The organism is Pseudomonas sp. Ost2 (assembly GCF_018326065.1).
In the GTDB taxonomy this organism is placed as follows: domain Bacteria; phylum Pseudomonadota; class Gammaproteobacteria; order Pseudomonadales; family Pseudomonadaceae; genus Aquipseudomonas; species Aquipseudomonas gingeri.
Map to the genome: position 1 here is coordinate 4,136,407 of NZ_AP021904.1, position 24,935 is coordinate 4,161,341.

The 24,935-nt window shown below is 63.0% G+C and carries 23 protein-coding genes; 13 read left to right on the top strand and 10 right to left on the bottom strand.

The window, feature by feature from the left end:
• The first annotated feature begins 53 nt into the window (after positions 1–53).
• On the top strand, positions 54–2,069 hold the full coding sequence (locus tag KI243_RS18105; RefSeq protein WP_017126061.1) for a hypothetical protein: 2,016 nt from the start codon (positions 54–56) through the stop codon (positions 2,067–2,069).
• On the opposite strand, the gene KI243_RS18110 is transcribed toward KI243_RS18105, so the two are convergent.
• The 5 genes from KI243_RS18110 to KI243_RS18130 all read right to left on the bottom strand — a co-directional run bounded on the left by KI243_RS18110 (position 2,070) and on the right by KI243_RS18130 (position 5,750).
• On the bottom strand, positions 2,070–2,402 hold the full coding sequence (locus KI243_RS18110; RefSeq protein ID WP_103032978.1) for a hypothetical protein: 333 nt from the start codon (positions 2,400–2,402) through the stop codon (positions 2,070–2,072). It lies immediately after the preceding gene.
• Positions 2,403–2,461: 59 nt separating this feature from the next.
• A complete protein-coding gene (locus KI243_RS18115; RefSeq protein ID WP_177083093.1) occupies positions 2,462–3,169 on the bottom strand; it encodes a DUF2182 domain-containing protein in 708 nt (235 codons plus the stop codon).
• 56 nt (positions 3,170–3,225) lie between these two features.
• Complete coding sequence (locus KI243_RS18120) at positions 3,226–4,710, bottom strand: tyrosinase family protein (RefSeq protein WP_158683231.1); 1,485 nt, start codon at positions 4,708–4,710, stop codon at positions 3,226–3,228.
• Positions 4,711–4,903: 193 nt separating this feature from the next.
• Entirely contained in the window at positions 4,904–5,314 is a 411-nt protein-coding gene (locus KI243_RS18125) for a hypothetical protein (protein WP_017126065.1), read from the bottom strand.
• Positions 5,315–5,345: 31 nt separating this feature from the next.
• The gene (locus KI243_RS18130) at positions 5,346–5,750 is read right to left on the bottom strand and encodes a hypothetical protein (protein WP_017126066.1); all 405 of its coding nucleotides are present in this window, start codon (positions 5,748–5,750) and stop codon (positions 5,346–5,348) included.
• A 220-nt stretch (positions 5,751–5,970) separates the two neighbouring features.
• On the opposite strand from KI243_RS18130, the gene KI243_RS18135 reads away from it, so the two are divergent.
• From KI243_RS18135 to KI243_RS18145, 3 genes are read left to right on the top strand one after another with little or no spacing between them, the layout of a single operon-like run.
• Positions 5,971–9,189, top strand: a complete 3,219-nt coding sequence (locus KI243_RS18135) for an efflux RND transporter permease subunit (RefSeq protein ID WP_212809606.1) — start codon at positions 5,971–5,973, stop codon at positions 9,187–9,189.
• On the top strand, positions 9,182–10,345 hold the full coding sequence (locus KI243_RS18140) for an efflux RND transporter periplasmic adaptor subunit (RefSeq protein ID WP_177083099.1): 1,164 nt from the start codon (positions 9,182–9,184) through the stop codon (positions 10,343–10,345). Before KI243_RS18135 ends, KI243_RS18140 begins: the two co-directional genes overlap by 8 nt.
• Positions 10,329–11,750, top strand: coding sequence for an efflux transporter outer membrane subunit (locus KI243_RS18145; RefSeq protein ID WP_103032472.1), 1,422 nt, complete (start codon positions 10,329–10,331; stop codon positions 11,748–11,750). Before KI243_RS18140 ends, KI243_RS18145 begins: the two co-directional genes overlap by 17 nt.
• A 90-nt stretch (positions 11,751–11,840) precedes the next feature.
• Here the strand turns inward: KI243_RS18145 and KI243_RS18150 are convergent, their stop codons facing one another.
• Entirely contained in the window at positions 11,841–12,275 is a 435-nt protein-coding gene (locus tag KI243_RS18150; RefSeq protein ID WP_017126068.1) for a rhodanese-like domain-containing protein, read from the bottom strand.
• A gap of 100 nt (positions 12,276–12,375) precedes the next feature.
• On the opposite strand from KI243_RS18150, the gene ftrA reads away from it, so the two are divergent.
• Positions 12,376–13,344, top strand: a complete 969-nt coding sequence (ftrA, locus tag KI243_RS18155) for a transcriptional regulator FtrA (protein ID WP_212809608.1) — start codon at positions 12,376–12,378, stop codon at positions 13,342–13,344.
• Between the two features lie 22 nt (positions 13,345–13,366).
• Complete coding sequence (locus tag KI243_RS18160) at positions 13,367–14,008, top strand: LysE family transporter (protein ID WP_177083103.1); 642 nt, start codon at positions 13,367–13,369, stop codon at positions 14,006–14,008.
• Position 14,009: 1 nt separating this feature from the next.
• On the opposite strand, the gene KI243_RS18165 is transcribed toward KI243_RS18160, so the two are convergent.
• A complete protein-coding gene (locus tag KI243_RS18165; protein WP_177083105.1) occupies positions 14,010–14,609 on the bottom strand; it encodes a flavin reductase family protein in 600 nt (199 codons plus the stop codon).
• A gap of 140 nt (positions 14,610–14,749) precedes the next feature.
• Positions 14,750–15,268, bottom strand: a complete 519-nt coding sequence (locus KI243_RS18170; RefSeq protein WP_177083107.1) for an RICIN domain-containing protein — start codon at positions 15,266–15,268, stop codon at positions 14,750–14,752.
• A gap of 233 nt (positions 15,269–15,501) precedes the next feature.
• Here KI243_RS18170 and KI243_RS18175 point away from each other — a divergent pair, with 233 nt between their 5' ends.
• The 3 genes from KI243_RS18175 (at position 15,502) to KI243_RS18185 (ending at position 18,462) form a co-directional block, all read left to right on the top strand.
• Positions 15,502–16,203 (top strand): 2OG-Fe(II) oxygenase, encoded by a 702-nt coding sequence (locus KI243_RS18175; RefSeq protein WP_177083109.1) that lies wholly within the window; start codon positions 15,502–15,504, stop codon positions 16,201–16,203.
• A 105-nt stretch (positions 16,204–16,308) separates the two neighbouring features.
• Positions 16,309–17,373 (top strand): bifunctional DNA-binding transcriptional regulator/O6-methylguanine-DNA methyltransferase Ada, encoded by a 1,065-nt coding sequence (gene ada, locus KI243_RS18180; RefSeq protein ID WP_212809610.1) that lies wholly within the window; start codon positions 16,309–16,311, stop codon positions 17,371–17,373.
• 159 nt (positions 17,374–17,532) lie between these two features.
• Positions 17,533–18,462: an AEC family transporter gene (locus KI243_RS18185; protein WP_177118061.1), complete on the top strand. Its 930-nt coding sequence runs from the start codon at positions 17,533–17,535 to the stop codon at positions 18,460–18,462.
• A gap of 40 nt (positions 18,463–18,502) precedes the next feature.
• Here the strand turns inward: KI243_RS18185 and KI243_RS18190 are convergent, their stop codons facing one another.
• Entirely contained in the window at positions 18,503–19,444 is a 942-nt protein-coding gene (locus KI243_RS18190) for a LysR substrate-binding domain-containing protein (protein WP_177127456.1), read from the bottom strand.
• Positions 19,445–19,541: 97 nt separating this feature from the next.
• Here KI243_RS18190 and KI243_RS18195 point away from each other — a divergent pair, with 97 nt between their 5' ends.
• From KI243_RS18195 to KI243_RS18205, 3 genes are all read left to right on the top strand, one after another.
• Entirely contained in the window at positions 19,542–19,943 is a 402-nt protein-coding gene (locus tag KI243_RS18195; protein WP_017126076.1) for a hypothetical protein, read from the top strand.
• Between the two features lie 103 nt (positions 19,944–20,046).
• Positions 20,047–21,357 (top strand): MFS transporter, encoded by a 1,311-nt coding sequence (locus tag KI243_RS18200; protein ID WP_244861736.1) that lies wholly within the window; start codon positions 20,047–20,049, stop codon positions 21,355–21,357.
• A gap of 35 nt (positions 21,358–21,392) precedes the next feature.
• Entirely contained in the window at positions 21,393–22,421 is a 1,029-nt protein-coding gene (locus KI243_RS18205) for a polysaccharide deacetylase family protein (protein ID WP_212809614.1), read from the top strand.
• A 29-nt stretch (positions 22,422–22,450) separates the two neighbouring features.
• On the opposite strand, the gene KI243_RS18210 is transcribed toward KI243_RS18205, so the two are convergent.
• Entirely contained in the window at positions 22,451–23,362 is a 912-nt protein-coding gene (locus KI243_RS18210) for a LysR substrate-binding domain-containing protein (RefSeq protein WP_103032468.1), read from the bottom strand.
• Between the two features lie 281 nt (positions 23,363–23,643).
• Here KI243_RS18210 and KI243_RS18215 point away from each other — a divergent pair, with 281 nt between their 5' ends.
• The gene (locus tag KI243_RS18215; protein WP_017126080.1) at positions 23,644–24,930 is read left to right on the top strand and encodes a dicarboxylate/amino acid:cation symporter; all 1,287 of its coding nucleotides are present in this window, start codon (positions 23,644–23,646) and stop codon (positions 24,928–24,930) included.
• Positions 24,931–24,935 lie beyond the last annotated feature (5 nt).

A 24,935-nucleotide genomic window follows, 5' to 3' on the forward strand; every position in this document is an offset into this window, starting at 1 on the left:
GGCCGGCAACCCTCTGCATACACAACTGACACCCCGTTCGGAGTAATTGCTGCATGGACGTCCGCAACCTGATCCACCCGCCACTGATGGCCCTGCTCCTGCTGGCCGGCACGGCCCAGGCCCACACCCTGGGTCATGAGGCCCCCGCAGAACCGAAAAGCTTCATCCCGGCGACGCCGGACGAACCCTACCTCGATGTGCTGCACGAGTGTGTCAGCGAGCAGGACACCGCCAAGGATCACCTGCTCTCGGGCCTGGGCGGCACCCGTTATCCGTTGGTCAGCTTCAAGGACGCCGACCAGGTCGAGGCGTTCTACAGCCAGGGCATTGCCTTGCAATATGGTTTCAACTTTTCCGAAGCCATTCGGGCCTTCTACCAGGCCAGTCGCTTCGACGAAGGCGCGGCGATGCCCTACTGGGGGATCGCCTTGTCGGCCAACTCCAATATCAACAGCGATGCCACCACCGGCTGCGATCGCCTGGCCTATCGCTCGGCGCAGATCGCCCGGGACAACGCCAGGGCCCGCCTCAAGGACCCGGCCGGCAAAGAGCGTTTCAGCGACCGGCAATTGCAGCGCGAGGTCGACTACGCCGATGCCTTCCTGACCCTGTACACGGCCAGGGACGGCAAGGTATTCCTGAGCAAGGAAGGCAACCAGCGCTATGCCGATGCCATGAAGAACCTGTCGCAGACCTATTTCGACGATCTCGACGCCGCCACGCTGTATGCCGACGCCCTGCTCAACCTCACCCCGTGGAAATGGTGGCAAGGCGCCGAAGCGATCTCCGATGAAGTGCGTCCCACTCCCGCGGCCTACGAGGCCTTGCAGGTGCTCAACCGGGTACTGGTGCAGGACCAGTTCCATACCGGCGCCAACCACTTCTATATCCATGCCATAGAAGAGTCGCCCTTCCCCACCAGCGGCCTGCCCATGGCCGACCGCTTCCGCGACCAGAACCCGGCGATCGGCCACCTGGTGCACATGGCCTCGCACATCTACCAGCGCACCGGCAACAATGCCCTGGCCAGCGTCGCCAACTACACCGCGGTCTCGGTGGACCGTGCCTACACCCACCAGGTCAACCCGCAGAGCCCCTACCCGCTGCATTACCTGGGGCACAACATCCACTTCCTGGTCTGGACCCTGTCCATCGAAGGCCGGCAGAACGAAGCCATGAACATGGCCGAGGAACTGGTGGAAAACACCACCCGCTACGCGGCGCTGGATTTCCTCTGCAAACAGTATCCCGATGAGATCCGCGTCAAGTCCGACTACTTCTATGCGGTGCCCTATTACTTCGCCGTGCGCTTCCAGGACTGGGACACGCTGCAGCGTATCGAGCCGAAGATCAAGGCCGGCCTGCAGACCATCAACGACACCTGTACCGCGGCCAACAAGGACAGCAAGACGTCCTGGAAAGCCTTGACCAATCCCTACACCCAGGCCATGGCCGCCTATGCCGAAGCCTATCGGCAAGTGGCGAAGCCGGGGCTCGACACCGCCGCCGCGCGCGACGCGCTCAAGGGTTACTGGCAGGCGGTCAATGCCAGCCTCAAGGACACCCCGGACTTGAACTACGGCAGCAACAAGGCCATCGAGCTGTTTCGCATTGCCGACCTGATCCTTCTGAACAAGGCCCAGGACAGCAGCCAGGGCAAGCTGGACCTGATGGCGCTCAAGGAGGCCGCCGTGCAAGTGTTCACCAAGGATTCGCCACAGGCGCTGCTCACCGACCTCAAGGCCCTGCAGGGGGACAACAAGGCCCAGGTGATCGACGCCTGGCGCAAGGCCGTCGAGATCCAGGACAACCTCAGCTACAACGAGCCACCGGACTGGTACTACACCCTGCGTGAATCCCTCGGCTACGCATTGCTCGACCAGGGCCAGTATGCCGACGCGGAGCGGGTGTTCCGCGAGGACCTGGCGGGCAATCGTCTCAGCGGTCGTTCGCTCAATGGCTTGAAACTCAGCCTGGAGAAGCAGCCGGGGAAAAGCGTTCCGCCCCTGCTGAATGAACAACTGCAGACCGCCTGGCGCAACGCGACCATCAGTGCCGCGCCCTACTGACTATTTGCGCTTGTAGCTTTTACTGCCACCGGGCGTCAGGCAATAGACCCCACCCCGGGGCCCGGTGCAGTAACTGCCGCTGCCACACTGGCAACCCTCGGCGCCCTGCAGCAAGCCCTGCGGGCGCGCCGGCCGGGCGTCCTCGCGGATACCCAGCACCGCCGAGCAGTTCTTCTTCGAGCCACTGATCGAGCCGTCATTGCACAGGAAGGTCTCGCCATCGCACCCGGCGATCCCGCCCTTGCTGCCGGAACAGGGTGTATTGGCGGCCAGCACGGCGCTGCTGCCCAGCAGCAGCGCTACCAGGGTCAGGTGACGCAGTCGGGAAAACATTCGGGAACGAGAAGGACAGTTCATGGCGGCGCATCCGTGCAATAGATGGCCTTACGATATCATCTCTGCTTCAACGCTCGCGCCCTCAACGCATCGATCTCGGCCAGAAAAGGCCAGCGCCAGTGTGGAGGTCGATTTCTCAGGAAACGCTCCAGCAGCATCCAGACCATGACGAACGCCATCAAGACCAGATGCCCTTGTTCCATCAACATCGGCAGCAGCATCAACGCCCAGCACGAACTCACACACCAGACACCACTGACAACTCCGAACCTCAGGCAGTCCGTGACGAAACCAAAACCGAAGGCCGAAATGCGGGGTTGATGATGGCAACGATTCAGGCTGTGCTGCTTGACGGGAGAGGCCTGCCATAACAGGCAGATCGACAAACCAAGCAGAAAAACGCCTGAGGGCTCGATACCCAGCAGCACCCGCACGCTCACCACCAGGCTCAACAGCCCCACCCCCGCCAGGACCCAGACGCTGCCGAAACCGATCACGAACAGGCCCAGCGCCTGCCAGCGCTTTCTCGACAGACTGGTCCGCCATAGATACTCCAGCGGATGCACCATCAACAAGGGCATCATCGCCACCAGCATCAGGCTCCAGCCGCCCAGCAGTTGCCCTGGCGGGTTGAACAGCAGCGCCTGTTCAATACCTTGCCAGCTTGCTGCATAACCCAGGGTAGGCCAGGTCCCGCAGAACGCCGGGACCGAAAGCCTCTGTACGCCCCCCACCAGCCAGCCCCAACCGGCCAGGCTGATCACTATCAGCCACGGCCGGCTGCCCCGGGTCAGGAAAAGCAGCAGATACCGTCCCATGCTCAATCGCCTTGACGGTAGAGACTCACTCGACCGATCGTGATCTTGTCGTCGGGACCGACAGGCGTGACGGGCACAAAACGTACATTCAGCTTGCTCAGGTCCTGGATTCCGCCGAGATGCAGGGCATCCACCACTTCAGTGATATCCAATACCTGGCTGACACCATTGCCAGCATGGTGACCATCGGCCTGGCTGGCCTGCTCGACACCGAAGAGCGAGATCGTCCCGACATGCAACTCCGGATGCTCGTCGGGAACGGCCTCCGGAGCGAGATTGACGTAGACCTCAAACAGCGCCGAATCCTTGTTGCCGCGGATATGCTCCAGGTTCAGGAACACCCGATCCGGCAACGTCGGAACCGCCAGGGAAAAATTCGCGACCGATCTCAGGCTGTTCAGCACTTTCTGCGAGCCTGGTTTGTCCAGGTGCACGGAGGTGTCGACGCTGCCGCCCGAGAGGTTGAGCACCGAGGAATTGGCACCGATCAGTTCGACATCGGTATCACGGGTCATCAGCACCTCCGGGATCGGCGCTGCGATTATGGCTCCAAGATTCAACAGACGGCGCTGGAGCAGGGGGTGTTTATCCTGCGGCGCGGTCGTGTCTTCATAGGTGTAGTCCAACTTGGGCACACGTGTATCCAATACATCGCGCACCTTGTATTTCCAGGGCGCGGCGCCACCGGCCTGCGGCATGATGAACGGTGGTCCGGCATCCAGGGGACCGTCCACCCAGTCCGGATTCGGGGGGTTGTGATTACCACCATAGGCTTTGAGCCAGACCTCCCAGAGACGATCGATATTGGCGTGGTGCAACCAGAAAATCGGGTCCAGCGCCGCGGTATTGGGATTGCTCATCAAACCACTGGTTTTGCCTGAACTGCCGCCCACGACACCGTGGACGTTGTTATGGGGCTCGGACTCGAGCAGTCCGTTGGCGACGCCATGCTGGATAAAGAGCGATTCCGGCCCACCAAAACCGGGAGGAACGCCGGTTTCAGAGCCGGCAAAGGTGTGATCGCGCAGTGCTTTCAGCCGGATGTACTGCGCAGGGATGACAATCGGGGTCTTGTTCAACCCATAACGACGCTCGACATACAACGGATTATGCGCACCGTCCGGCCAGTTCTGCTGTGCAAAGCACTTCGGCAACTCCTGTGCCTGGGTACTGCCGTTGTAGTTCCAGTAAGGTAGCGACCAGCCTGGCGGGCCTCCGAGATCAACGATAGTGGCGCGCACGATCTGCTCGAACGCACCGAGGTACCCTCGGTGCCAGGGAAAGAAGTACCAGTTCTGATGCTGGCACTGGTTCCAGTAGAGCTTCTGCTGCGCTGGCGGCGGAAACGGCGTCTGCGCGGTCACATAACCGGCATTTTCCCAGAGCGGCCGGGTAATGCCATGTATCGCCGCCAGGAACAGCCAGCTGGCAGGATCGGTGATCGGTTTTTTACGCAGTGCTTCAACCGCACGGGCATACCACAACAAGGTGTCGTTCCAGCCCGGCTCCAGCTTCCATACATCGCGACGTACATGTGCCATGATCGATCTCCCTGAACCTCCATCGGGCCGGGGACTGGCTGGCCCGAGAGCAACAGTAGATCAGGTGATGTCAATCTGCCTTGAGCGCGCCCATGAACCAGACCGGCGGTCCCCGCGGCACATCAGGCGCCCGACGACCTCAGCCCGGCATGCACTGGAAGTCGCCGGTGTCCGCCACTTCCTTGCCATGGGAATCCATCAGCCGTGCGCTGACTTCCTGGCCCAGACTTGATTCCACCAGTTTGTAGTGCTCACCGGCCTTGAACTGGTTATAGGACACCTGCCCCGAGCAGTCTTCCTGGTTGGCGTCGCCCGTGGGGATTTCCACCAGCATCACATCGAGCTTGTGCGCCCCCGGACTCACCTCGAAAAAGCGCCCGTCATCGATCGACTTGCCATCGACCTTTTCCGCCAGCAGATCATTCGGTGTCTCCTGCTGCAGCCCGATCCAGGCCTGGTTCGGATCGGCCTTGGGCATGGGGCCGGCACAGGCCGACAGGAGAAAAGCCAGACCCAGGGTTGGCAGCAACATCAGGGGTTTGAGTGTCATGACGCATTACCTCGAATGGAAAATTCGTTGCTCAGATACAGGAGAAGAGATGGGACTCGGCCACTTGCTTGCCGTGGTCATTCATCAGCACCGCGCCGACATCGGTGCCCGAGCCCGACTCCACCAGGTGGTACTGCCGACCCGCCTTGAACTGGTCGTACACCACATGCCCGGAACACTCGGGCTGGTCGTCGTCACCGTTGGCGCCCTGGATCAGGGTCACTTCCAGGTTGTGCTTGCCCGGTGTCACTTCGAAGTAGCGGCCATCATCCACACGCTTGCCATCCACACGCTCGGCCAGCAAGTCGTCGCTGGACTCGCCCTGCAGGCCGATCCAGGCCTGGCTCGGGTCGGCCTTGGGAACGGGACCGGCACAGGCGGACAGCAGGCAAACCAGGCCGAGGGTCGGGATCAGCATCAGCGGCTTAAGTGTCATCGTATGAATTCCTCTCACATTGATCTGTTGTTTTCGTGGACGGACCAGCCGTCGAATCGAGGTCAAGAGTGGCGAGGCAGAGCGTTTTGAACAAATGAATAGAGATGAAGGGAATTTCAGTCCTTATCTAAAAGATCCTTCATGTTGGTGAAAGCCAAACGTTAAGTTCCAGCGGCAAGACTGCCGGGGTCTGCAATTCCACTCTCCGGAGGTTCAACGCATGCTCGGGCTGGTAAAGACCGCATTGCTCAAGCCGTACACATTTATCGTGTTGGCGATTTTCATCTGCATCATCGGGCCACTGGCGGCCCTGCGTACCCCCACCGACGTGTTTCCCGACATCGGCATCCCGGTGGTCGCGGTGGTCTGGCAGTACAACGGCCTGTCCCCCGAGGACATGGCCGGCCGGGTGATCTACACCTACGAACGCTCCCTGAGCACCACGGTCAACGACATCGAACATATCGAGTCGCAATCGCTGCCCGGCATGGGCATCGTCAAGATCTTCTTTCAACCGGGAGTGGACATCCGCACCGCCAACGCCCAGGTGACGGCGGTCTCGCAGACCGTGCTGAAACAGATGCCACCGGGTATCACCCCGCCGCTGATCCTCAACTACAGCGCCTCGACGGTGCCGATCCTGCAGATGGCGTTTTCCAGCCCGACCCTGTCGGAAGCGAAGATCCGCGACCTGGTACAGAACAACATCCGTCTGCCGCTGACCGCCGTTCCCGGCCTGGCGATACCCACGCCGATGGGCGGCAAGCAACGCCAGATCACCCTTGACCTCGATCCCCAGGCGCTGGCCGCCAAGGGTCTGTCGGCCCAGGACGTGGGCAATGCCCTGGCGGCGCAGAACCAGATCATTCCGGTGGGCACCGCCAAACTCGGCCCCTACGAATACACGGTGCTGCTGAACAACAGCCCGAAAGTCATCGAAGAACTCAACGACCTGCCGATCAAGACCGTCGACGGCGCCCTGATCACCATCGGCCAGGTCGCCCACGTGCGTGACGGCTCGCCGCCGCAGACCAATATCGTGCGGGTCGATGGTCGCCGCGCAGTACTGATGCCGGCGATGAAGAACGGCAATATCTCCACCCTGTCGATCGTCGACGGCATCCGCAACATGCTGCCGCTGATCAACGAAACCCTGCCGCCGGAACTCAAGACCTCGCTGCTGGGCGACGCCTCGGTGTTCGTCAAGCAGTCGGTGGGCAGCGTCGCCCGCGAAGGGATCATCGCCGCCCTGCTGACCAGTGCGATGATCCTGCTGTTCCTCGGCAGCTGGCGCTCGACCCTGATCATCGCCGCCTCGATTCCCCTGGCGGTGCTCTCGGCCATCGCCCTGCTCGCGGCCACCGGCCAGACCCTCAACGTCATGACCCTGGGCGGGCTGGCGCTGGCGGTGGGGATCCTGGTGGACGATGCCACGGTGACTATCGAGAACATCAACTGGCACCTGGAACAAGGCAAGGCGGTGAAGGACGCGATCCTCGACGGCGCCAGGCAGATCGTCGGCCCGGCCTTTGTCTCGCTGCTGTGTATCTGCATCGTGTTCGTGCCGATGTTCATGCTCCAGGGCATTGCCGGCTTCCTGTTCCGGCCGATGGCCCTGGCGGTGATCTTCGCCATGGCCTCCTCTTTCATCCTCTCGCGGACCCTGGTCCCGACCCTGGCGATGTTCCTGCTCAAGCCCCATGTCGTCGAAGGCGGTGCCGGCCATCATCCCGAGGATGAATTCATCAACCATCACGAAGGCGAGCAGCACGCCCGCCCGCGCAATGCGCTGCTGCAGGGCGTATTGAATTTCCAGCAGGGTTTCGAACGCGGCTTCTCCAGCGTGCGGGACGTCTATCATGGCCTGCTGACCCTCGCCCTGGGCTGCCGCAAACGTTTCCTGCTGGGTTTCCTGGCCTGCGTGCTGGCGTCCTTCGCCTTGTTGCCGAGCCTGGGCCAGGACTTCTTCCCGGCCACCGACGCCGGCGCCCTGGCCTTGCATGTGCGCCTGCCGCTGGGCACGCGGATCGAGGAAAGCGCGGCGGCCTTCGACCGCATCGAAGCACGCATCCGCGAGATCATTCCCGCCGAGGAACTGGACAATATCGTCGACAACATCGGTATCCCGCTGAGCGGCATCGACATGGCCTATAGCAGCAGCGGCACCATCGGCCCGCAGGACGGCGATATCCAGGTCACCCTCAAGGCGGACCACCAGCCGACCGCCGACTACGTGAAGAAACTGCGCAGCGCCCTGCCGGAAAGCTTCCCCGGCAGCCACTTCGCCTTCCTCCCGGCAGACATCAGCAGCCAGATCCTCAACTTCGGTGCCCCGGCGCCGCTGGATGTGAAGATCTCCGGACGCAGTGCCGAGGAGAACCGCGTGTTCGCCCTCGAACTGCAACGACGCCTGCAACATGTGCCGGGCATCGCCGACCTGCGAATCCAGCAGTCGGTGGGTTATCCATCGTTGCAGGTCAAGGTCGACCGGATGCGCGCCAAGGGCCTGGGCATCACCGAGCGTGACGTGACCAACAGCATGGTCGCCTCCCTGGCCGGCAGTTCCCAGGTAGCGCCGACCTTCTGGCTCAACCCGGCCAACGGCGTGTCCTACGGCGTGGTCGCGGCCACCCCGCAATACCGTCTCGACAGCCTGCCGTCGCTGGAAGCCTTGCCGGTCACCGGCAGTAACGGCCAGTCGCAGATCCTCGGCGGCCTGGCAACCATCAGCCGGGTGCAGAGCCCGGCGGTGGTCACCCACTACAACATCCAGCCGACCCTGGATATCTACGCCAGCGTCCAGGAACGCGACCTCGGCTCGGTGGCCCATGACATTCAGAAGATCCTCGACGATGCCTCGTCGCTCCGGCCCAAGGGCGCGATTGTCAGCCTGCATGGCCAGATCGATGCCCTGCATGAAGCCTTCAGTGGCCTGAGCTTCGGCCTGCTCGGCGCCGTGGTGCTGATCTACCTGCTGATCGTGGTCAACTTCCAGTCCTGGGTCGACCCGTTCGTGATCATCACCGCCCTGCCCGCGGCCCTGGCCGGGATCGTCTGGATGCTGTTCCTCAGCGGCACCTCGCTGTCGGTCCCGGCATTGACCGGGGCCATCCTGTGCATGGGCGTGGCCACCGCCAACTCGATCCTGGTGGTGAGTTTCTGTCGCGAACGCCTGGCCGAGCACGGCGATGCCCTCAAGGCCGCGCTGGAAGCCGGCTATACCCGTTTCCGCCCGGTGTGCATGACCGCCCTGGCGATGATCATCGGCATGTTGCCGCTGGCCATTTCCGAAGAACAGAACGCCCCCCTCGGACGAGCCGTGATCGGCGGTCTGATCCTGGCGACCACTGCCACTCTATTGTTCGTCCCCGTGGTGTTCAGCCTGGTGCACGGACGTCACCCTACTCGCGCCGTTGCTGGAGAAAGTACCCATGACTGATCGCAAACCCTCAGGCAAACGCCTGCTCTACATGGGCGTTGGCGGCCTGACCCTGGCCGCCCTGCTGGTGGCCAACGGGATTGCCGCGCGAACCCGCCATGAACAGGCGGTGACCGCCTGGACCGAAACCGCCGCAGTGCCCCTGGTCAGTGTGTTCCAGCCCAGGCAGAACGCCGCCGGCGACACCCTGCGCTTGCCCGCCCACCTCGAGGCCTGGAGCAAGGCACCGATCCATGCACGGGTCAGCGGTTACCTGAAGGAGTGGAACAGCGATATCGGCAGCCAGGTCCAGGCCGGCCAGGTGCTGGCCCGGATCGACAGCCCGGACCTCGACCAGCAGGTCGCCCAGGCCCATGCCCATATGCTCCAGGAACAGGCCAATGCGCGCCTGGCGCAAACCACCGCGACCCGTTGGAAAAACCTGGTGAGCACCCACTCGGTCTCGCAACAGGAAGCCGATGAGAAGAGCTCCAACGCTGCGGCCGCCCAGGCCAATGCCGAAGCTGCCCAGGCCGACTACGCTCGACTGTCGGCGCTGGAGGCCTACAAGACCATCCGCGCGCCGTTTGCCGGCACCATTACCGCGCGCAACACCGATATCGGCCAGTTGATCAAGGCCGACAGTGACAGCGACCCGGAACTGTTCGATATCGCCGACACCCACCAGTTGCGTCTCTACGTGCCGATCCCGCAGAACTACGCCAGCGTGATCCGTCCCGGCCTGCAGGTGCGGTTGAGCGTGCCGGAGCATCCGGGCAAGACTTTTACCGCGCGCCTGGTGGGCAACTCGACCGCCGTCGATTCGCGCTCCGGCACCCTGCTGGCGCAGTTCGTCGCCGACAACCCGGACAACGCCCTGCTGCCCGGCGACTACGCCGAGGCAACCATCCCGATCCCCGCCGACACCCATGGGGTGAGCATCCCCGCCAGCGCCCTGATCTTTCGATCCGCCGGTACCCAGGTGGCGGTCATGGACACGCAGCAGCATGTGCACCTGCGTGATATCCATATCGGCCTCGACCTCGGTGAACGGCTAGTGATCGACCAGGGGCTGAAGCCGGCCGATACCGTGATCGACAACCCGCCGGATGCGTTGCGCGAAGGCGACCAGGTCAAGCTTGCCGACGCCGGAGGCCAGCATGTCCCCAAGGCTTAAGCGCAGCGCCTGGCTGCTGTTGATCGCCAGCTTGCAGGGCTGCTCGCTGGCGCCGACCTACAAGCCACCGCGGATCGACCTGCCGGAGCACTACCGCGAGCAGACCAGCGACGGCCCGTGGCACCTGGCCAGGCCCGGCAATCAGTTGTCCGGGCAATGGTGGCTGCTGTTCCAGGATGAGCACCTGAACGACCTGCAACAGAGGCTGCTCAAGGCCAACCCGGACCTCGCCGCCGCCCTCGCCCACTATGACGGCGCCCAGGCCTTCGCCAGCCAGTTGCATGCCGGGCTGTTCCCGCAGATCACCGCCAGCGCGCAACCCGAACGCCAGCGACAGTCGGACACGCGACCGCTGCGCGGCAGTACCCAGCCGTCGGTGTACAACAGCAACACGGCGGGTTTCGCCCTGAACTTCGACCTCGACCTGTGGGGCCGGATCCGCAATCAGGTCGCCGCCGGCGATGCCCAGGCCCAGGCTTCGGGCGACGACCTGGCGGTGGCCCGACTGAGCCTGCAACAGCAACTGGCGACCTTGTATATCCAACTCAACGGCCTGGATGCCCAGAGCCGGATTCTCTCCAGTTCGCTGGACGACTACAGCCAGGCCCTGCAACTGACCCGTGACCGGTATGAAGGCAAGATCGCGTCCGAACTGGACCTGACCCGCGCCCAGAGCCAACTGGCCGAGGCCGAGGCCCAGCTGGATGAAGTGCGCGGTCAGCGCAACCTGGCCGAGCATGCGATTGCCGAATTGGTGGGTGAGTCGGCGAGCGATTTCCAACTGGCGCCGACCGTGCAGATCCTGGCGATTCCCAAAGTGCCGGCTGCCTTGCCCAGTAACCTGCTGCAACGCCGTGCGGATATCGCCGCCGCCGAGCGCCGGGTGTTTGCCGCCAACGCCGGGATCGGCGTGGCCAAGGCAGCCTGGTACCCGGACTTCAGCCTGACCGGCCTGCTCGGCGGACAGACCCAGGGGGTCGGCAACCTGCTCTCGGCCGGCAATCGCTATTGGGCGCTGGGGCCGCTGGTCAACCTGCCGATCTTTGACGGCGGTCGGCTCGATGCCCAGGAACAGCAGGCCAGGGCCGAGTTCGAGGAAGCTTCGGCGCAGTACCGCAGCCATGTGCTGCGGGCCGTGCGGGAAGTCGAGGACAACCTGGCGCAACTGCGCGACCTGCAACAGGAGGCGCAGGATGAACAGGCCGCCGTGAACGCCGCGCAGCATACCCAGACCCTGGCGATGAACAGCTACCAGGCCGGAGCCGTGAACTACCTCGACGTGGTCACCGCGCAGACCGCCGCCTTGCAGGCGCAGCGGCAGTTACAGGCCTTGCAGACCCGGCAGTTGCAGGCCAGCGTGGGGTTGATGGCGGCGCTGGGAGGTGGCTGGCAACCGGACGCCTGAGTTGAGCGTTCCCACGTTCGCGGCGTGGGAACGCCCATCACCCATGCCGGGTACACGGCAGAGCATCTGGGGATCTGCCTGCGGACGACCTCAACAGGCGCAGGCAATCCCGTCCCGGGGTTGCGCCGGCGCTTCTCCCGCCAGGGCAAAGCCCTCGTCCAGCCAACCGGTCAGCCCGCCGATCATCTCTTTCACGGAATACTCCAGCGCGGCCAGCTTCAGCGCCGCACGCTGGGCGCCGTTGCAATGAGGCCCCGCGCAATACACCACGAACAGGGTGCCTTTCGGATAGTGCGCGAGGAACCCGGCGGTCATCAGCCGGTGCGGGATATTGATCGCCCCCGGCACATGCCCACGGGCGAAGGCGGCTTCGCCGCGCACATCCACCAGGACAAAATCGACCTCGCCGCCTTGCTGGCTGGCCTGTACGTCAGAGCAATCGGTTTCGAACGTCAGGCGACTGCTGAAATGCATCAGGGCAATCGCCGAAGGCGCCGCGGGGATACTGCGAACCAGGCTGGTCATGGTGTGAACCTTTTCAATCGGTGGGTGTGGAAACACTTTATCCAGCCCGGTGTTATCGCTACAGTGGCGGACAAGACACTCACTGGTAAGTTTCCGCCAAATGCCTGTTTTCCCCGGTCTGGTTGCGATCCTGGCCTACGATGGCCTCTGCACCTTCGAATTCGGTATCGCCGTGGAGATCTTCGGCCTGCCGCGTCCGGAGTTCGACTTCCCCTGGTATGAGCACCGGATCGTCGGTGTCGACCCCGGCCCGATGCGCGCCATGGGCGGCATCCAGGTGCTCGCCGATGGCGGCCTGGAAACGCTGGAAGATGCCCGCACGCTGATCGTGCCCGGCTGGCGCAGCCGCAGCGAGCCGCCGCCGGCCGCACTGCTCGAAGCCCTGCAACGGGCCCATGCCCGTGGCACGCGGATCGTCTCGATCTGTTCCGGGGTCTTCGTGCTGGCCGCCGCCGGGTTGTTGAATGGCCGCCAGGCGACCACCCACTGGCGATACACGCAGGAGCTCGCCGAGCGCTTCCCCGCCATCGAAGTGAATCCCGACGTGCTTTACGTCGATGCCGGGCAGGTCATCACCTCGGCCGGCAGCGCGGCCGGTATCGACGCCTGCCTGCACCTGGTGGCCCGGGATTTCGGCACCCAGGTGGCCAATACCGTGGCCCGGCGCCTGGTGATGTCGCCCCAGCGCAGCGGAGGCCAGGCGCAGTTCATTCCCGCGCCGGTCGGCCGGACCCCGCGCAATGATCTGTCGTTGATCATGCAGTGGGCCCGCGAACGTCTGCATGAACCACTGGAAGTGCGCCAGCTCGCCAGCCAGGCGGCCATGAGCGAACGCACCTTCCTGCGCCGCTTCAGCGAAGCCACTGGCATCACCCCAAAGACCTGGCTGCAGCAGGAACGGCTGGCCAGGGCCCGGGAATTGCTGGAAAGTGGCGACGAAAGCAGCGATCGTATCGCCGAGCGATGCGGTTATCGCTCCGTCGAGAGTTTCCGCGTGGCCTTTCGCAGCGTGGTGGGCCTGCCCCCATCGGTTTATCGCGAACGCTTCGGGCGGGCGCAAAAATCTTGAACAGCACCGAGATCCCTACCCCATGGATACCCAGCACCTGATGTATGCCGGCCCCCTGATTTCCCTCGCCCTGCTCTGGGCGGTCGCCGTGGTGACGCCCGGCCCGAACTTCTTCACCACCGCCCAGCTCGCCGCCGGCAATTCGCGCAAGCATGGCGTGGCCTGTGCCCTTGGCGTCGCCACCGGCACGGTGCTCTGGGGGCTGGCCGGTGGCCTGGGTATCAAGTCGTTGTTTACCGCGGCGCCGGCCCTGTACCTGATCCTGAAGATCGCCGGCGGCGCTTACCTGGTCTATCTCGGCGTGAAGCTGTTCCTGCGCCGGCAACCGACCGTGGCCGGGCAGCAACCGACCCTCGGCGAACCGCGCCGCAGCCTGGGTTACGCCTACATGCGCGGTCTGCTGGGCAACATGACCAACCCCAAGTCGGCGCTGTTCGTCGCGACGATCTTCGCCACCACCATGCCCAGCTCCCCCCCGGCGCCGTTGCTGGCGATGGCCGTCGCGACCATGGCGAGCCTGTCCTTCTGCTGGTATTGCAGCGTCGCCCTGGTGTTTGCCAGCACGCGTATGTCGGCGTTCTACAGTCGCTGCCGCAAGGGTCTGGACCGCTTCGCCGGCACCTGCTACCTGCTGTTCGGCGCCCACCTGATGGCCAATCGCTGAATCAGGATTGCAGCAACTCGCCGTCCACCGCGTCGCCGATCTTCAGGAAATGTCCGCCGGCGACATGGTGCAAGGTCCGCAAGGCGTCATGCCCTTCGAAATGCCAACGGCCCTCGCTGAACACCCGTGAGTCGGCCTGGGCCGCGATCACTTCGGCGAGGAACAGGTCGTACTGTTCATGGTTGCGTGGCTCCGGCAACAACCGGCACTCCAGCCAGGCCACGCAGCCCTCCAGCATCGGTGCAGCGATTTTCTCGCCGGTAAAGGTTTCCAGGCCGTAGGCATCGAACTTGTCGCGACTGTGACTCTGGGTCAGCTCAAGGCCGGAAGTGGTGCCCACGGTCTGAACGATATCGGCCTGGGCGACACAGGGCACGTTCACCACGAAGGTTCCCGAAGCTTCCAGCAGGCGTCGGGTCCAGGTCGATTTGTCGACCACCACCGCGATCTTCGGTGGCTCGAAATCCAGCGGCATGGCCCAGGCGGCCGCCATGATATTGCGCTGGCCGTCGTGGGCGGCGCTGACCAGTACGGTCGGGCCGTGATTGAGCAGGCGGTAGGCTTTGGACAACGGCACGGCAAGACGATGGGCGGCGGACATGGACGAGGATTCCTGGCAAGGGTACAGAGCGAGCATCCTAGGCGAGCGCGCCGGGGAAGCACAGCCCCCCTCGATCCAGACGCCCTGACATTCATCTTGCGCCGATATCCCTGCGTCACCACCACAGCGTCAACATGACGTTAAAGATCTCCGATTTTTACCAACCTGAACTTCTGGCTTGCCGTTCCAGCATAGGGCCAGCCGATAATGTCGGTATTATCGGCCGTATTCGACCCTTTCACCTCCATTACATGGCCATAGGATCTATTTTCGATATACATATAACCATTACCCGCATTCTTGAAAAACCAATAAAAGGCAGAAAAACTGATGGGGGATGCCTGATATTCAGCATATATATTATTTCCGCTGACCTGGCGGATCGCCAACTGAGGCATTTTTCCGTTGCGCATCAAATAGGCATCGTTGCTCAGGGGGCTGATACTCCAGGTGGACTCCGCAGCGCTGCTATCCTGATACAACCTGACATTACGAGAATCCGGGTCGTTTCCGCTCAAAGACATGCTAACTAGCTTGCTGCCACTTAAATGGGTGTAAATCTTGTAGACGCCCTGCTGGATTTTTACAGGCGACCCTGGGGCGCCCTGAATTGCCTGCTCAGGGTTTTCACGATCATCTGGGGTATGTTCATCTTGCATGACAGTGCTCCTTGTTATTGTGCCCGAGAGATAGTTACTGAATATCTTGGTCACGAGTTACAAGTCGATCTACTGTCAGAAATGACAGGTTTATAGACAGTTTCCGAATAGCACGTAGTATCTTTCCCTATAACTGGCCCACTCCTGCCCATTCGACCGCAAGAGTCGGAGTGTTCGCGCCCCGTCAGCTCGCCAGACTGCCGGTTCCGCAGACAGTTCGAGGCCACCTCATCATGCACAGCCGAATACGCGCCCTGGATTGGCAGGCGATCCGCGACGACCTGGACCAGCAAGGCAACGCGCTGCTGCCCAGCCTGCTCAGTCCCGAAGAATGCCAGGAACTGGCGGCCCTTTACCCGCGCAAGGAGGTATTTCGTTCGCGGGTAGTCATGGCCCGCCACGGTTTCGGCCAGGGTGAATACCAGTATTTCGCCTACCCGTTGCCGGACCCCGTGCAGCAACTGCGCACGGCGCTTTATCCGCCGCTGGCGCTGATCGCCAATGACTGGAACCAGCGCATGCAGGTCGCCACTATCTTTCCCGTGACCCACCCGGCGCTGCTCCAGCATTGCCATGAAGCCGGCCAGCAACGTCCTACACCGCTACTGCTGCAATATGACGCCGGGGACTACAACTGCCTGCATCAGGACCTGTATGGCGAGCAGGTGTTTCCCTTGCAGGTGGCGATACTGCTGTCGCGTCCGGGAGATGACTTCAGTGGCGGCGAGTTCGTCCTGACCGAACAACGTCCGCGCATGCAGAGCCGCCCACAGGTGGCACCGCTGAAACAGGGCGACGCACTGATCTTTGCCGTGTCGCAACGACCGGTGCAGGGCAGTCGCGGTTCCTATCGGGTCAACATGCGCCATGGTGTCAGCCGCGTGCACACGGGTCGACGGCATACCCTGGGCATCATCTTTCATGACGCCACCTGACATCCTGCTCACAAACAGTAGAATTCAACCGCAAGACTCGGAGTTTTCCGGTCTCGTAGCGCCCTTAAGCTGAGCGAGAACTGAATCTTCCGATAGGAGAGCACCATGAATACTTCGATCCAGGCAACCCCGGTGGAACGCGATCCACGCTGGCAGGCCGTGCTGACGCGCGACGCCAGTGCCGATGGCGACTTTGTCTATGGCGTGCGCACCACGGGCGTGTATTGCCGGCCCAGCAGTGGCGCCCGCCGGCCCCGGCCGGAGAATGTCGAATTCTTCGACACGGCCGAGCAGGCCGAGGCCGCCGGCTACCGGCCCAGCCGCCGCGCCGCCGCCGACCAGACCTCGGCCAATGAGCAGCACGTGGCCCTGGTGACCCGTGCCTGCCAGTTGATCGAGGCGTCGGACAGCACGCCTTCGCTCAATCCCCTGGCGGAACAACTGGGCCTGAGTCCGTTTCACTTCCACCGGGTGTTCAAGTCGGTCACCGGCCTGACGCCCAAGGCCTACGCAGCGGCCCACCGGGCTGGCAAGCTGCGGGCGCAACTGGCCCGCGGCGGTTCGGTCACCGAGGCCCTGTACGAGGCCGGCTTCAATGCCAGCAGCCGTTTCTACGAAGCTTCCAACGGCGTGCTCGGCATGAAACCCTCCGACTACCGCGCCGGCGGCGCCAATACCGCCATCCGCTTTGCCATCGGCCAGTGCTCCCTCGGCGCGATCCTGGTGGCACAGAGCGAACGCGGCGTTTGCGCGATCCTCCTCGGCGATGATCCGGATGCTCTGGCCAGGGATCTGCAGGACAAGTTCCCCCAGGCCCATTTCATCGGCGGCGACAGCGAGTTCGAGCAACTGGTGGCCAAGGTGGTGGGCTTTATCGAGGCGCCAGCCATCGGCCTCGACCTGCCACTGGACCTGCGCGGCACAGCCTTCCAGGAACGGGTCTGGCAGGCATTGCGCAGCATTCCGGTGGGCAGTACCGCGAGTTATGCCGAGATCGCCCGGATGATCGGCGCGCCGACCTCCTTTCGCGCCGTGGCCCAGGCCTGCGGCGCCAACAACCTGGCGGTGGCGATCCCCTGCCATCGGGTGGTGCGCAGCGATGGCGAGTTGTCCGGTTATCGCTGGGGGGTGGAACGCAAGCGGCAGTTGCTGGACCGCGAAGCCCGTTGACACGACAAGGTCGCGCCGCCGACCCGGCGCGACCGGCCCGGGAACCGCGATTGCGCCGGGTCGCTTTCTCATGAAACATCGCGGATAAAGATTGCAAGCTAACGATTTCCCCCTTTACCCTTCCCCACCCACCCGCGCATGTCCAAGGCTCCCGCTTCAATGTCTTCCGTATTAAGCGTTCTGCTGCCCATCTTTGCCCTGATCCTGGTCGGTTTCATCTGCCGTCGCACCAATCGCCTGGGGCCCAACGCAGCCTCCGAGATCAATCGCATGGTGGTCTGGCTGTGCCTACCGGCTTTGCTGTTCAAGGCCACGGCAACGGCCACCTGGGAGCAGATCTGGCACCCGGGTTTTGTCCTCGCATTCACTCTCAGTACGCTGGCGATGTTTGTCCTGACCCTGTTGCTGCGCTGGCGCAAGGCCGGGCATTTCGCCGATGCGAGCATCGACGCCCTCAGTGCGTCCTATGCCAATACCGGCTATATCGGCATTCCGCTGTGCGTGATGGTGCTGGGTCAGAATGGCCTGGAACCGGCATTGATCGCCTCCCTGCTGGTGGTCTGCGTGCTGTTCGGACTGGCCCTGGTGTGTATCGAGATCGGCCTGCAGACCGAGCGCCAGGTGCATCGGATCATCTTCAAGGTACTGCTGGCCCTGGCGAAAAACCCGCTGGTGGTGTCGCCGCTGCTCGGCGCGCTGTGGGCCTGGGGCGGTGCGCCGTTGCCGGCACCGTTCGAGAAGTTCCTCGGCCTGCTGGGCGCCGCGACCATTCCGTGCGCGCTGATTTCCCTCGGGCTGTTCCTCGCCCACAAGCAACAGGGCCCGCGTCAGGGCGTGACACTGCTGGTGCTGATCAAGCTGATCGCCCACCCGCTGCTGACCTGGTTCCTTGCCTTCAAGGTTTTCCACCTGCCACCGCTGTGGGCCAATTCGGCCCTGCTGCTGAGCGCCCTGCCCACCGGCACCGGGCCGTTCATGCTGGCCGAGTACTACAAGCGCGAAGCCTCGGTGGTGTCGAGCGCGATCCTGATTTCCACCCTGGGATCGCTGGTGACCCTGTCGATCTGCCTCTACCTGATCGGCAACTGACGACCGCGTCCCGGCCACTGTCGAGACTGAACAAGGCGCATCAGGCTTGCGACATCGCTTGCGCCTCATCGGACAAGCGGATGCCTGGCAATCGCTGGAGTCGCCCCATCAGCACGTGATTGAACGCCAGAGTGGCGGCGGAGAAAGAGCGACCGCGGCGCCAGCGCAATGCCGCGATACGACTCAGGTCGCCGTGGTCGATTTGCCGCACCTCAAATCGCTCGACGTCATCGATGGCCAGCGGACTGGCAATGATCGCCCAATCGCCTCGGTCAACCAGTCGCACCAGTGAATCGACGTTGGCCGCTTCTACACGTACATCCAACGGCAGTCCGGCTCGCGAGAACGCCGAGTCGATTTGCCGTCGCATGGCAAAGTTGCGATTGAGCAAGGCCAACCGCATGCCTGCCAACTCTTGCATCGAAACGCGCGCACCGCCACTGTCGTCATCCGCGCGCAGGCGGATCAGCGCCAGGACCTCTTCGAACAGCGTGCACTGGTTGATGTCGGGACTGGACAGGTTGGAAAACGCCAGACCAATGTCGATCTCGTTTTCAATCAGCGCCCTGTCGATCTGCGCAGCGGGCATTTCTTCAATCGAGACTTTCAGTTCCGGGTGAGCGACCAGCAGTTCGGCGACCGCCGGAATCACCAGCGCCCGTGAGTAGGTGTCGATGGCCCCGATCCGCAACCGTCCCTTCACTTCCCTCGATAACCCGTGCACCGAAGCCAGGGCCGTGTCCAGATCCTCGAGCAACGGCTCCACCAGGCCAAACAGCTCGATACCCGCCGGCGTCAGGGCCACGCCGCGCCCGACCCGATCCAGCAGCTGCACGCCCATCAAGCCCCTCAATTCACGTAGATGCTGCGACAGCGCCGGCTGGGTCAGATGCAGCAGGTCGGCGGCCCGGGTCACGCTGCCCAGGCGGGCGGTGGCAATAAAACTGCGCAGCAGGCGAAGGTCGATAGCGGCGGTATTCATAAGGCAGCCTTATATTTCAGCAAGACAGACATAATTTTATTATGCGGTGCACGCTTGCTTAAATGAAGCCTCACCTGCCGTTCGAGAGAAAGTCGCCATGCCCCACATCGTCGTTGAAAGCACGGCCGGACTTTTAAGCCGCCTGGATTTCATGCAGATCATGCACACGATCCATATCGACCTCGCCGCGACCGGCCATGCGCAGTTGGGCGATTTCAAGAGTCGCGTTCATGCCTGCCACGCGGCACTGGCCGGCAACGATCCGCACGCGGAATTCGTGATTGCCAGGCTGATCACCACCAACCCCCGCCCCAGGGAAGTCCAGCGGCAAATGGCGCAGATCATCCACGACCGCCTGGTGGCGGCGATCAACGCATTCGATAGCCCTTTCTGGTGGCAATGCTGCGTATTCATCGAAAGTGCCGAGCGCTCTTCCTACCTGAAAACCGATTCGCGACAACAGAGCGGCCTGACATTCAACGCCGCGCCGATTTCCTGACCTACCCCCCTCTTGGAAAGTCGTCATGACATACAACTCGAATAATTCGTCATTCTCCAGCGATCCCTTGCTCCCACCCCAAGACGGCAGCCCGGATACCGTCTTGCCTCCCAGCGAGCCGTCCCGGCGACTGGACCCGGTGTACCTGCGTATCACCTGGCGCTTGATGCCGGTGTTGCTGCTGGCCCAGGTCCTGGCGTTTCTCGATCGGGTCAACGTCGGCACGGCAAAATTGCAGATGGCGACCGACCTGCAACTCAGTGCCAGTGCCTATGGACTCGGCGCCGGGATTTTTTTCCTCGGTTACTTCCTCTTCGAAGTGCCGAGCAATCTGCTGTTGCACCGCCTGGGCGCGCGGGGATGGATCGCCCGCATCATGCTGACCTGGGGACTGGTCTCGGCCGCTGCCATGTTTATCCAGACACCGACAGCTTTCTATCTCCAGCGTTTCTTTCTCGGTGTGGCCGAGGCCGGTTTCTTTCCTGGGGTGATCCTGTACCTGACCTATTGGTTTCCGGCACAGCGGCGTGGCCGCATGACCACCCTGTTCATGACAGCCAGCGCGCTGGCGGGAGTGATCAGTGGCCCGGTCTCGGGTTGGATCATGTCGGTGACGGACGGAGCCCACAGCCTGGCAGGCTGGCGCTGGATGTTCCTGGTCGAGGGGCTGCCATCGGTACTGGTGGCGGGCCTGGTCTACTGGCTGCTGCCAAGCACGCCCAAGCAGGCCGCCTGGTTGTCGAGTGAGGAAAAAGCCCTGCTGCTGAACGACCTGGCCACGCCCGACCGCCAACCACATACCCATCGCTTCAAGGAACTGCTCAACCCCATCACCCTGATGTTTTCGCTGATCTATTTTCTGCTGCTGATGGGGTTGTACGGGATCAATTTCTGGCTGCCCACGATCATCAAGGGCGCTGGCGTCAATGACACGCTGACCATCGGCTGGCTATCGGCAATCCCCTACCTATGCGCGGCAGTGGCGATGAACCTGGTGGCACGCAGTGCCGACAGGACCCGCCGCTGGGGCCTGCATGTGGGACTCGCGGCATTGGTCGCCAGCGCGGGCTTTCTCGTCACGGTCCTGAGCGACCAGCAGATGGTCCTGTCGCTGTTCGGCCTGACGCTGGCCAGCGCAGGCATCCTGTCCGCATTGCCGCTGTTCTGGAACCTGCCCACCCAACGCCTGAACGGTGTGGCGGCCGCAGCCGGCATCGCGTTCATCAACTCCGTCGGCAACCTTTCCGGGTTTGTCGGCCCCAGCGTCATGGGCTGGCTGATCGACCGGAGCCAACACACCGGCACCGCCATCGTGTTCCTGAGTGTCACGGCCCTGCTGGCGGGGCTGCTGACGCTGGGCCACGGCGCGAACAACAGGCCCGCACGCACCCCAGCATTCAAACCGATGTCGTGACAGTGCCTTGTCACGCCCAACCCCGAGGCAACCCCATGAAACCGAACGACTCGACCACCGACGCCCAGCACCTGCCCGAAAATCCCCAGCGGCGGACCTTCATCCAGCAGGCCGGGGCCGGGGCGGCCATTCTCGCGGCCGGCACGTTGATATCTCCGGCAATGGCGGCGACGGGCAGCACCGCCGCCGGCAAGGCGCGAAGCGGCGAAGGCCGGTTCTGGCCCGCCGATGCCCGCCTGGTGGTGTCGGTGTCCATGCAGTTCGAAGCCGGTGGCCAACCGCCCAAAGGCACTGACAGCCCCTTCCCCCATGTCGACTTTCCCGACAGCGTCCCCTCGGACGCAGCCACCAATACCTGGTTCGCCTACGGCTACCGGGAGGGTATCCCACGGATGCTGGACCTCTGGGATCGTCATGGGGTCAAGGTCACCTGCCACATGATCGGCGAGGCCGCCCGACATCATCCCGAACTGGCCCGGGAGATCGTCAGGCGCGGTCACGAAGCGGCGGGGCACGGGCCACGCTGGAGTTCGCAATACGCCATGAGCCGTGACGAAGAGCGACTGTTCCTGCAACAGGCGCGGGACATGATCGAAGAGGTCACCGGCCAGAAACCCGTCGGCTACAACTGCAACTGGCTGCGACGCGGCCCGAACACCCTGGCGCTGCTCCAGGAACTCGGCTACCTCTACCATATCGACGATCTCAGTCGCGACGAACCCTTTATAGAGCCCGTGAACGACAAGGATTTCGTGGTGGTGCCCTATACCCTGCGCAACAACGACATCCTCCTGATCGAAGGTCGCAACTACTCGCCGAGCCAGTTCCTGGAACAGGTCAAGCTCGACTTCGACCAGCTTTACGAAGAAGGCAGCACGCGCCGTCGGATGATGTCCATCAGCGCCCACGACCGCATCAGCGGCTCACCCCAGATGGTCAGGGTCTGGGATGAGTTCCTGAAATACGCCAACAGTCATCATGGGGTGAAGTTCATGCGCAAGGATGAAATCGCTCGCTACACCCTGGGCAGCCCGCTTTCGTTCAGGGAAACCGAGACGATCTGAGGCTTGCGCGCGGCAACGGGCGAGCGCGTTCAGATCGGGCGCCGCTCGGCCTCCAGGGATTTCCACAACTCGCGCATGGTCGGGTTGGCATTGGCCACCGAACAATAGGAACGGATTTCCAGGTCGGCGCTCCAGGCCGGGCCGCCGGCGCGGACCAGCGTGCCCTTGTGCAACTCGTCGAGCACCGCACTCTCGGGCAGCCAGGTGATGCCGTAGCCTTCCTGGGCCATCTTCATCAGCAGCATGGCCATGTCGGCTTCATAGCAGCGGTTCAGTTCGCAGGGGCTGTCGGCGTTTTTCAGGATCACCTCCACCACCCGCCCGAGAAAGGTCGTGGCGGTGTAGGCCAGGTAAGGCAACGGTGCGCTCTTCTTGCCGGGCAAGGCATACAGCGGCGCCCCGCGCTTGTCCGGCGCCGACACCGGGATGAACGAGTCATGCCCGAGGGTCAGGCTGATGAACTTCTCCGGGTCGAGCAGGATCGGTGCCTGGGGATGGTGATACCCGATCATCAGGTCGCAGCCGCCTTCCGCCAGCGCGATGACCGCGTCATGGATATTGGCCGCCACGACCCGGGCATTGAAGCCGGCGTTGCCGCGCTGGAAGCGCATCAGCCACTTGGGCAGGAAGGTCATCGACAGGCTGTGCCCGGCCGCGACCTGGATCGACCGTCCGGGCATGCGGTCGCCATGGCGCAGGGTCGAGCGCAGTTCCATGAGGTCGGCGAGGGTTTCCCGGCCCTGCTCGCAAAAAGTCCGGCCCGCCGGGGTCAGTTGCACCGGATAGGTGCCGCGATCCACCAGTTCCACCCCGACCCACTCCTCCAGGGAACGAATCCGCCGCGACAGCGCTGACTGGGTGATGCAGCGCACTTCAGCCGCGCGGGAAAAGTTCTTCAGTTCGGCAACCGCGAGGATGTCGTCTATCCACTTGATCTGCATGGTGGCTCCCGACAATGGCTATTGGGCGATGATGAGGACGGGTAGTCGGAGACAGGCGCCAGTGTCGGGCAATCAGCGCCGGCAAACTATTCCGATTACGCATGAGTGTATGGCATTTACTCATCATCGAGTCCCGCGGTCGCTCATAGACTGGCGACATCGGCCCTTGCCACACACGACAAGAACAAGCGGCCGCTGCTTCGACTTGCCCCTGCTGAAACCCCATCCAACGTGTCGCCACGTGATGAAAAAAACAACGATCTGTCCTTGAGGGTGTTCCTGTGAACAGCAAACGACTTCCAAAACAAATCGCTCTGGCGATTGTCCTCGGCATCCTGGTGGGCTGGGCGTGCCACCGCTACGCCGGCGACGCCAGGGCCGCCAGGGAACTGGCCGGCTATTTCAGCCTGGTGACCGATATCTTCCTGCGCATGATCAAGATGATCATCGCCCCGCTGGTATTCGCCACCCTGGTGGGTGGGATCGCCAGCATGGGCAGCTCGCGCTCCGTGGGCCGGATCGGCCTGAAGGCGATGACCTGGTTTGTCAGCGCCTCGGTGCTGTCCCTGCTGATCGGCATGTTGCTGGTGAATCTGTTCCAGCCCGGTGCGGGCCTCAACCTGCAAGTACAGGCCGGCGCGGCCGCGGTACCGGTGAATATCGGCGACTTCAGCCTCAAGACCTTTATCGGCCACGTGTTTCCCCGCAGCATCGCCGAAGCCATGGCCAACAACGAGATCCTGCAGATCGTGATCTTCTCGCTGTTCTTCGGCTTTGCCCTGTCCTTCCTCAAGAAACAGGGCTACAGCGGCATCGGCAACCTGGTGGATGAACTGGCGAAAATCATGTTCCGCATCACCGACTATGTGATGTGTTTCGCGCCCATCGGCGTGTTCTGCGCCATCGCCGCCGCAATCACCACCGAGGGTCTTGGCCTGTTGCTGGACTACGGCAAGCTGATCGGTGAGTTCTACCTCGGCATCCTGCTGCTCTGGGCCCTGCTGTTCGGCGCCGGCTACCTGTTCCTCGGCCGTTCGGTATGGCGCCTGGGCAAGCTGATCCGCGAACCGGTCTTGCTGGCCTTCTCCACCGCCAGCAGCGAATCGGCCTATCCCAAGACCATCGAGGCCCTGGAGAAATTCGGCACGCCCAAGCGCGTCTCCAGCTTTGTATTGCCCCTGGGTTATTCGTTCAACCTCGACGGTTCGATGATGTACCAGGCCTTCGCGATCATGTTTATCGCCCAGGCCTACAACATCGACCTGAGCTTCACCCAGCAGGCACTGATCCTGTTGACCCTGATGGTCACCAGCAAGGGCATGGCCGGCGTGGCCCGGGCCTCGGTAGTGGTGGTTGCCGCGACCCTGCCGATGTTCAACCTGCCCGAGGCCGGCCTGTTGCTAATCATCGGCATCGACCAGTTCCTCGACATGGGCCGTACCGCGACCAACATCGTCGGCAACAGCATCGCCACCGCCGTGGTGGCGAAGATGGAAGACGGTGTGCAAACGGACACGCCCGCCGATGCCCCCGTTCGCAGCGCACCCACCGTATCGTCCCTGGCTTGAGTCTG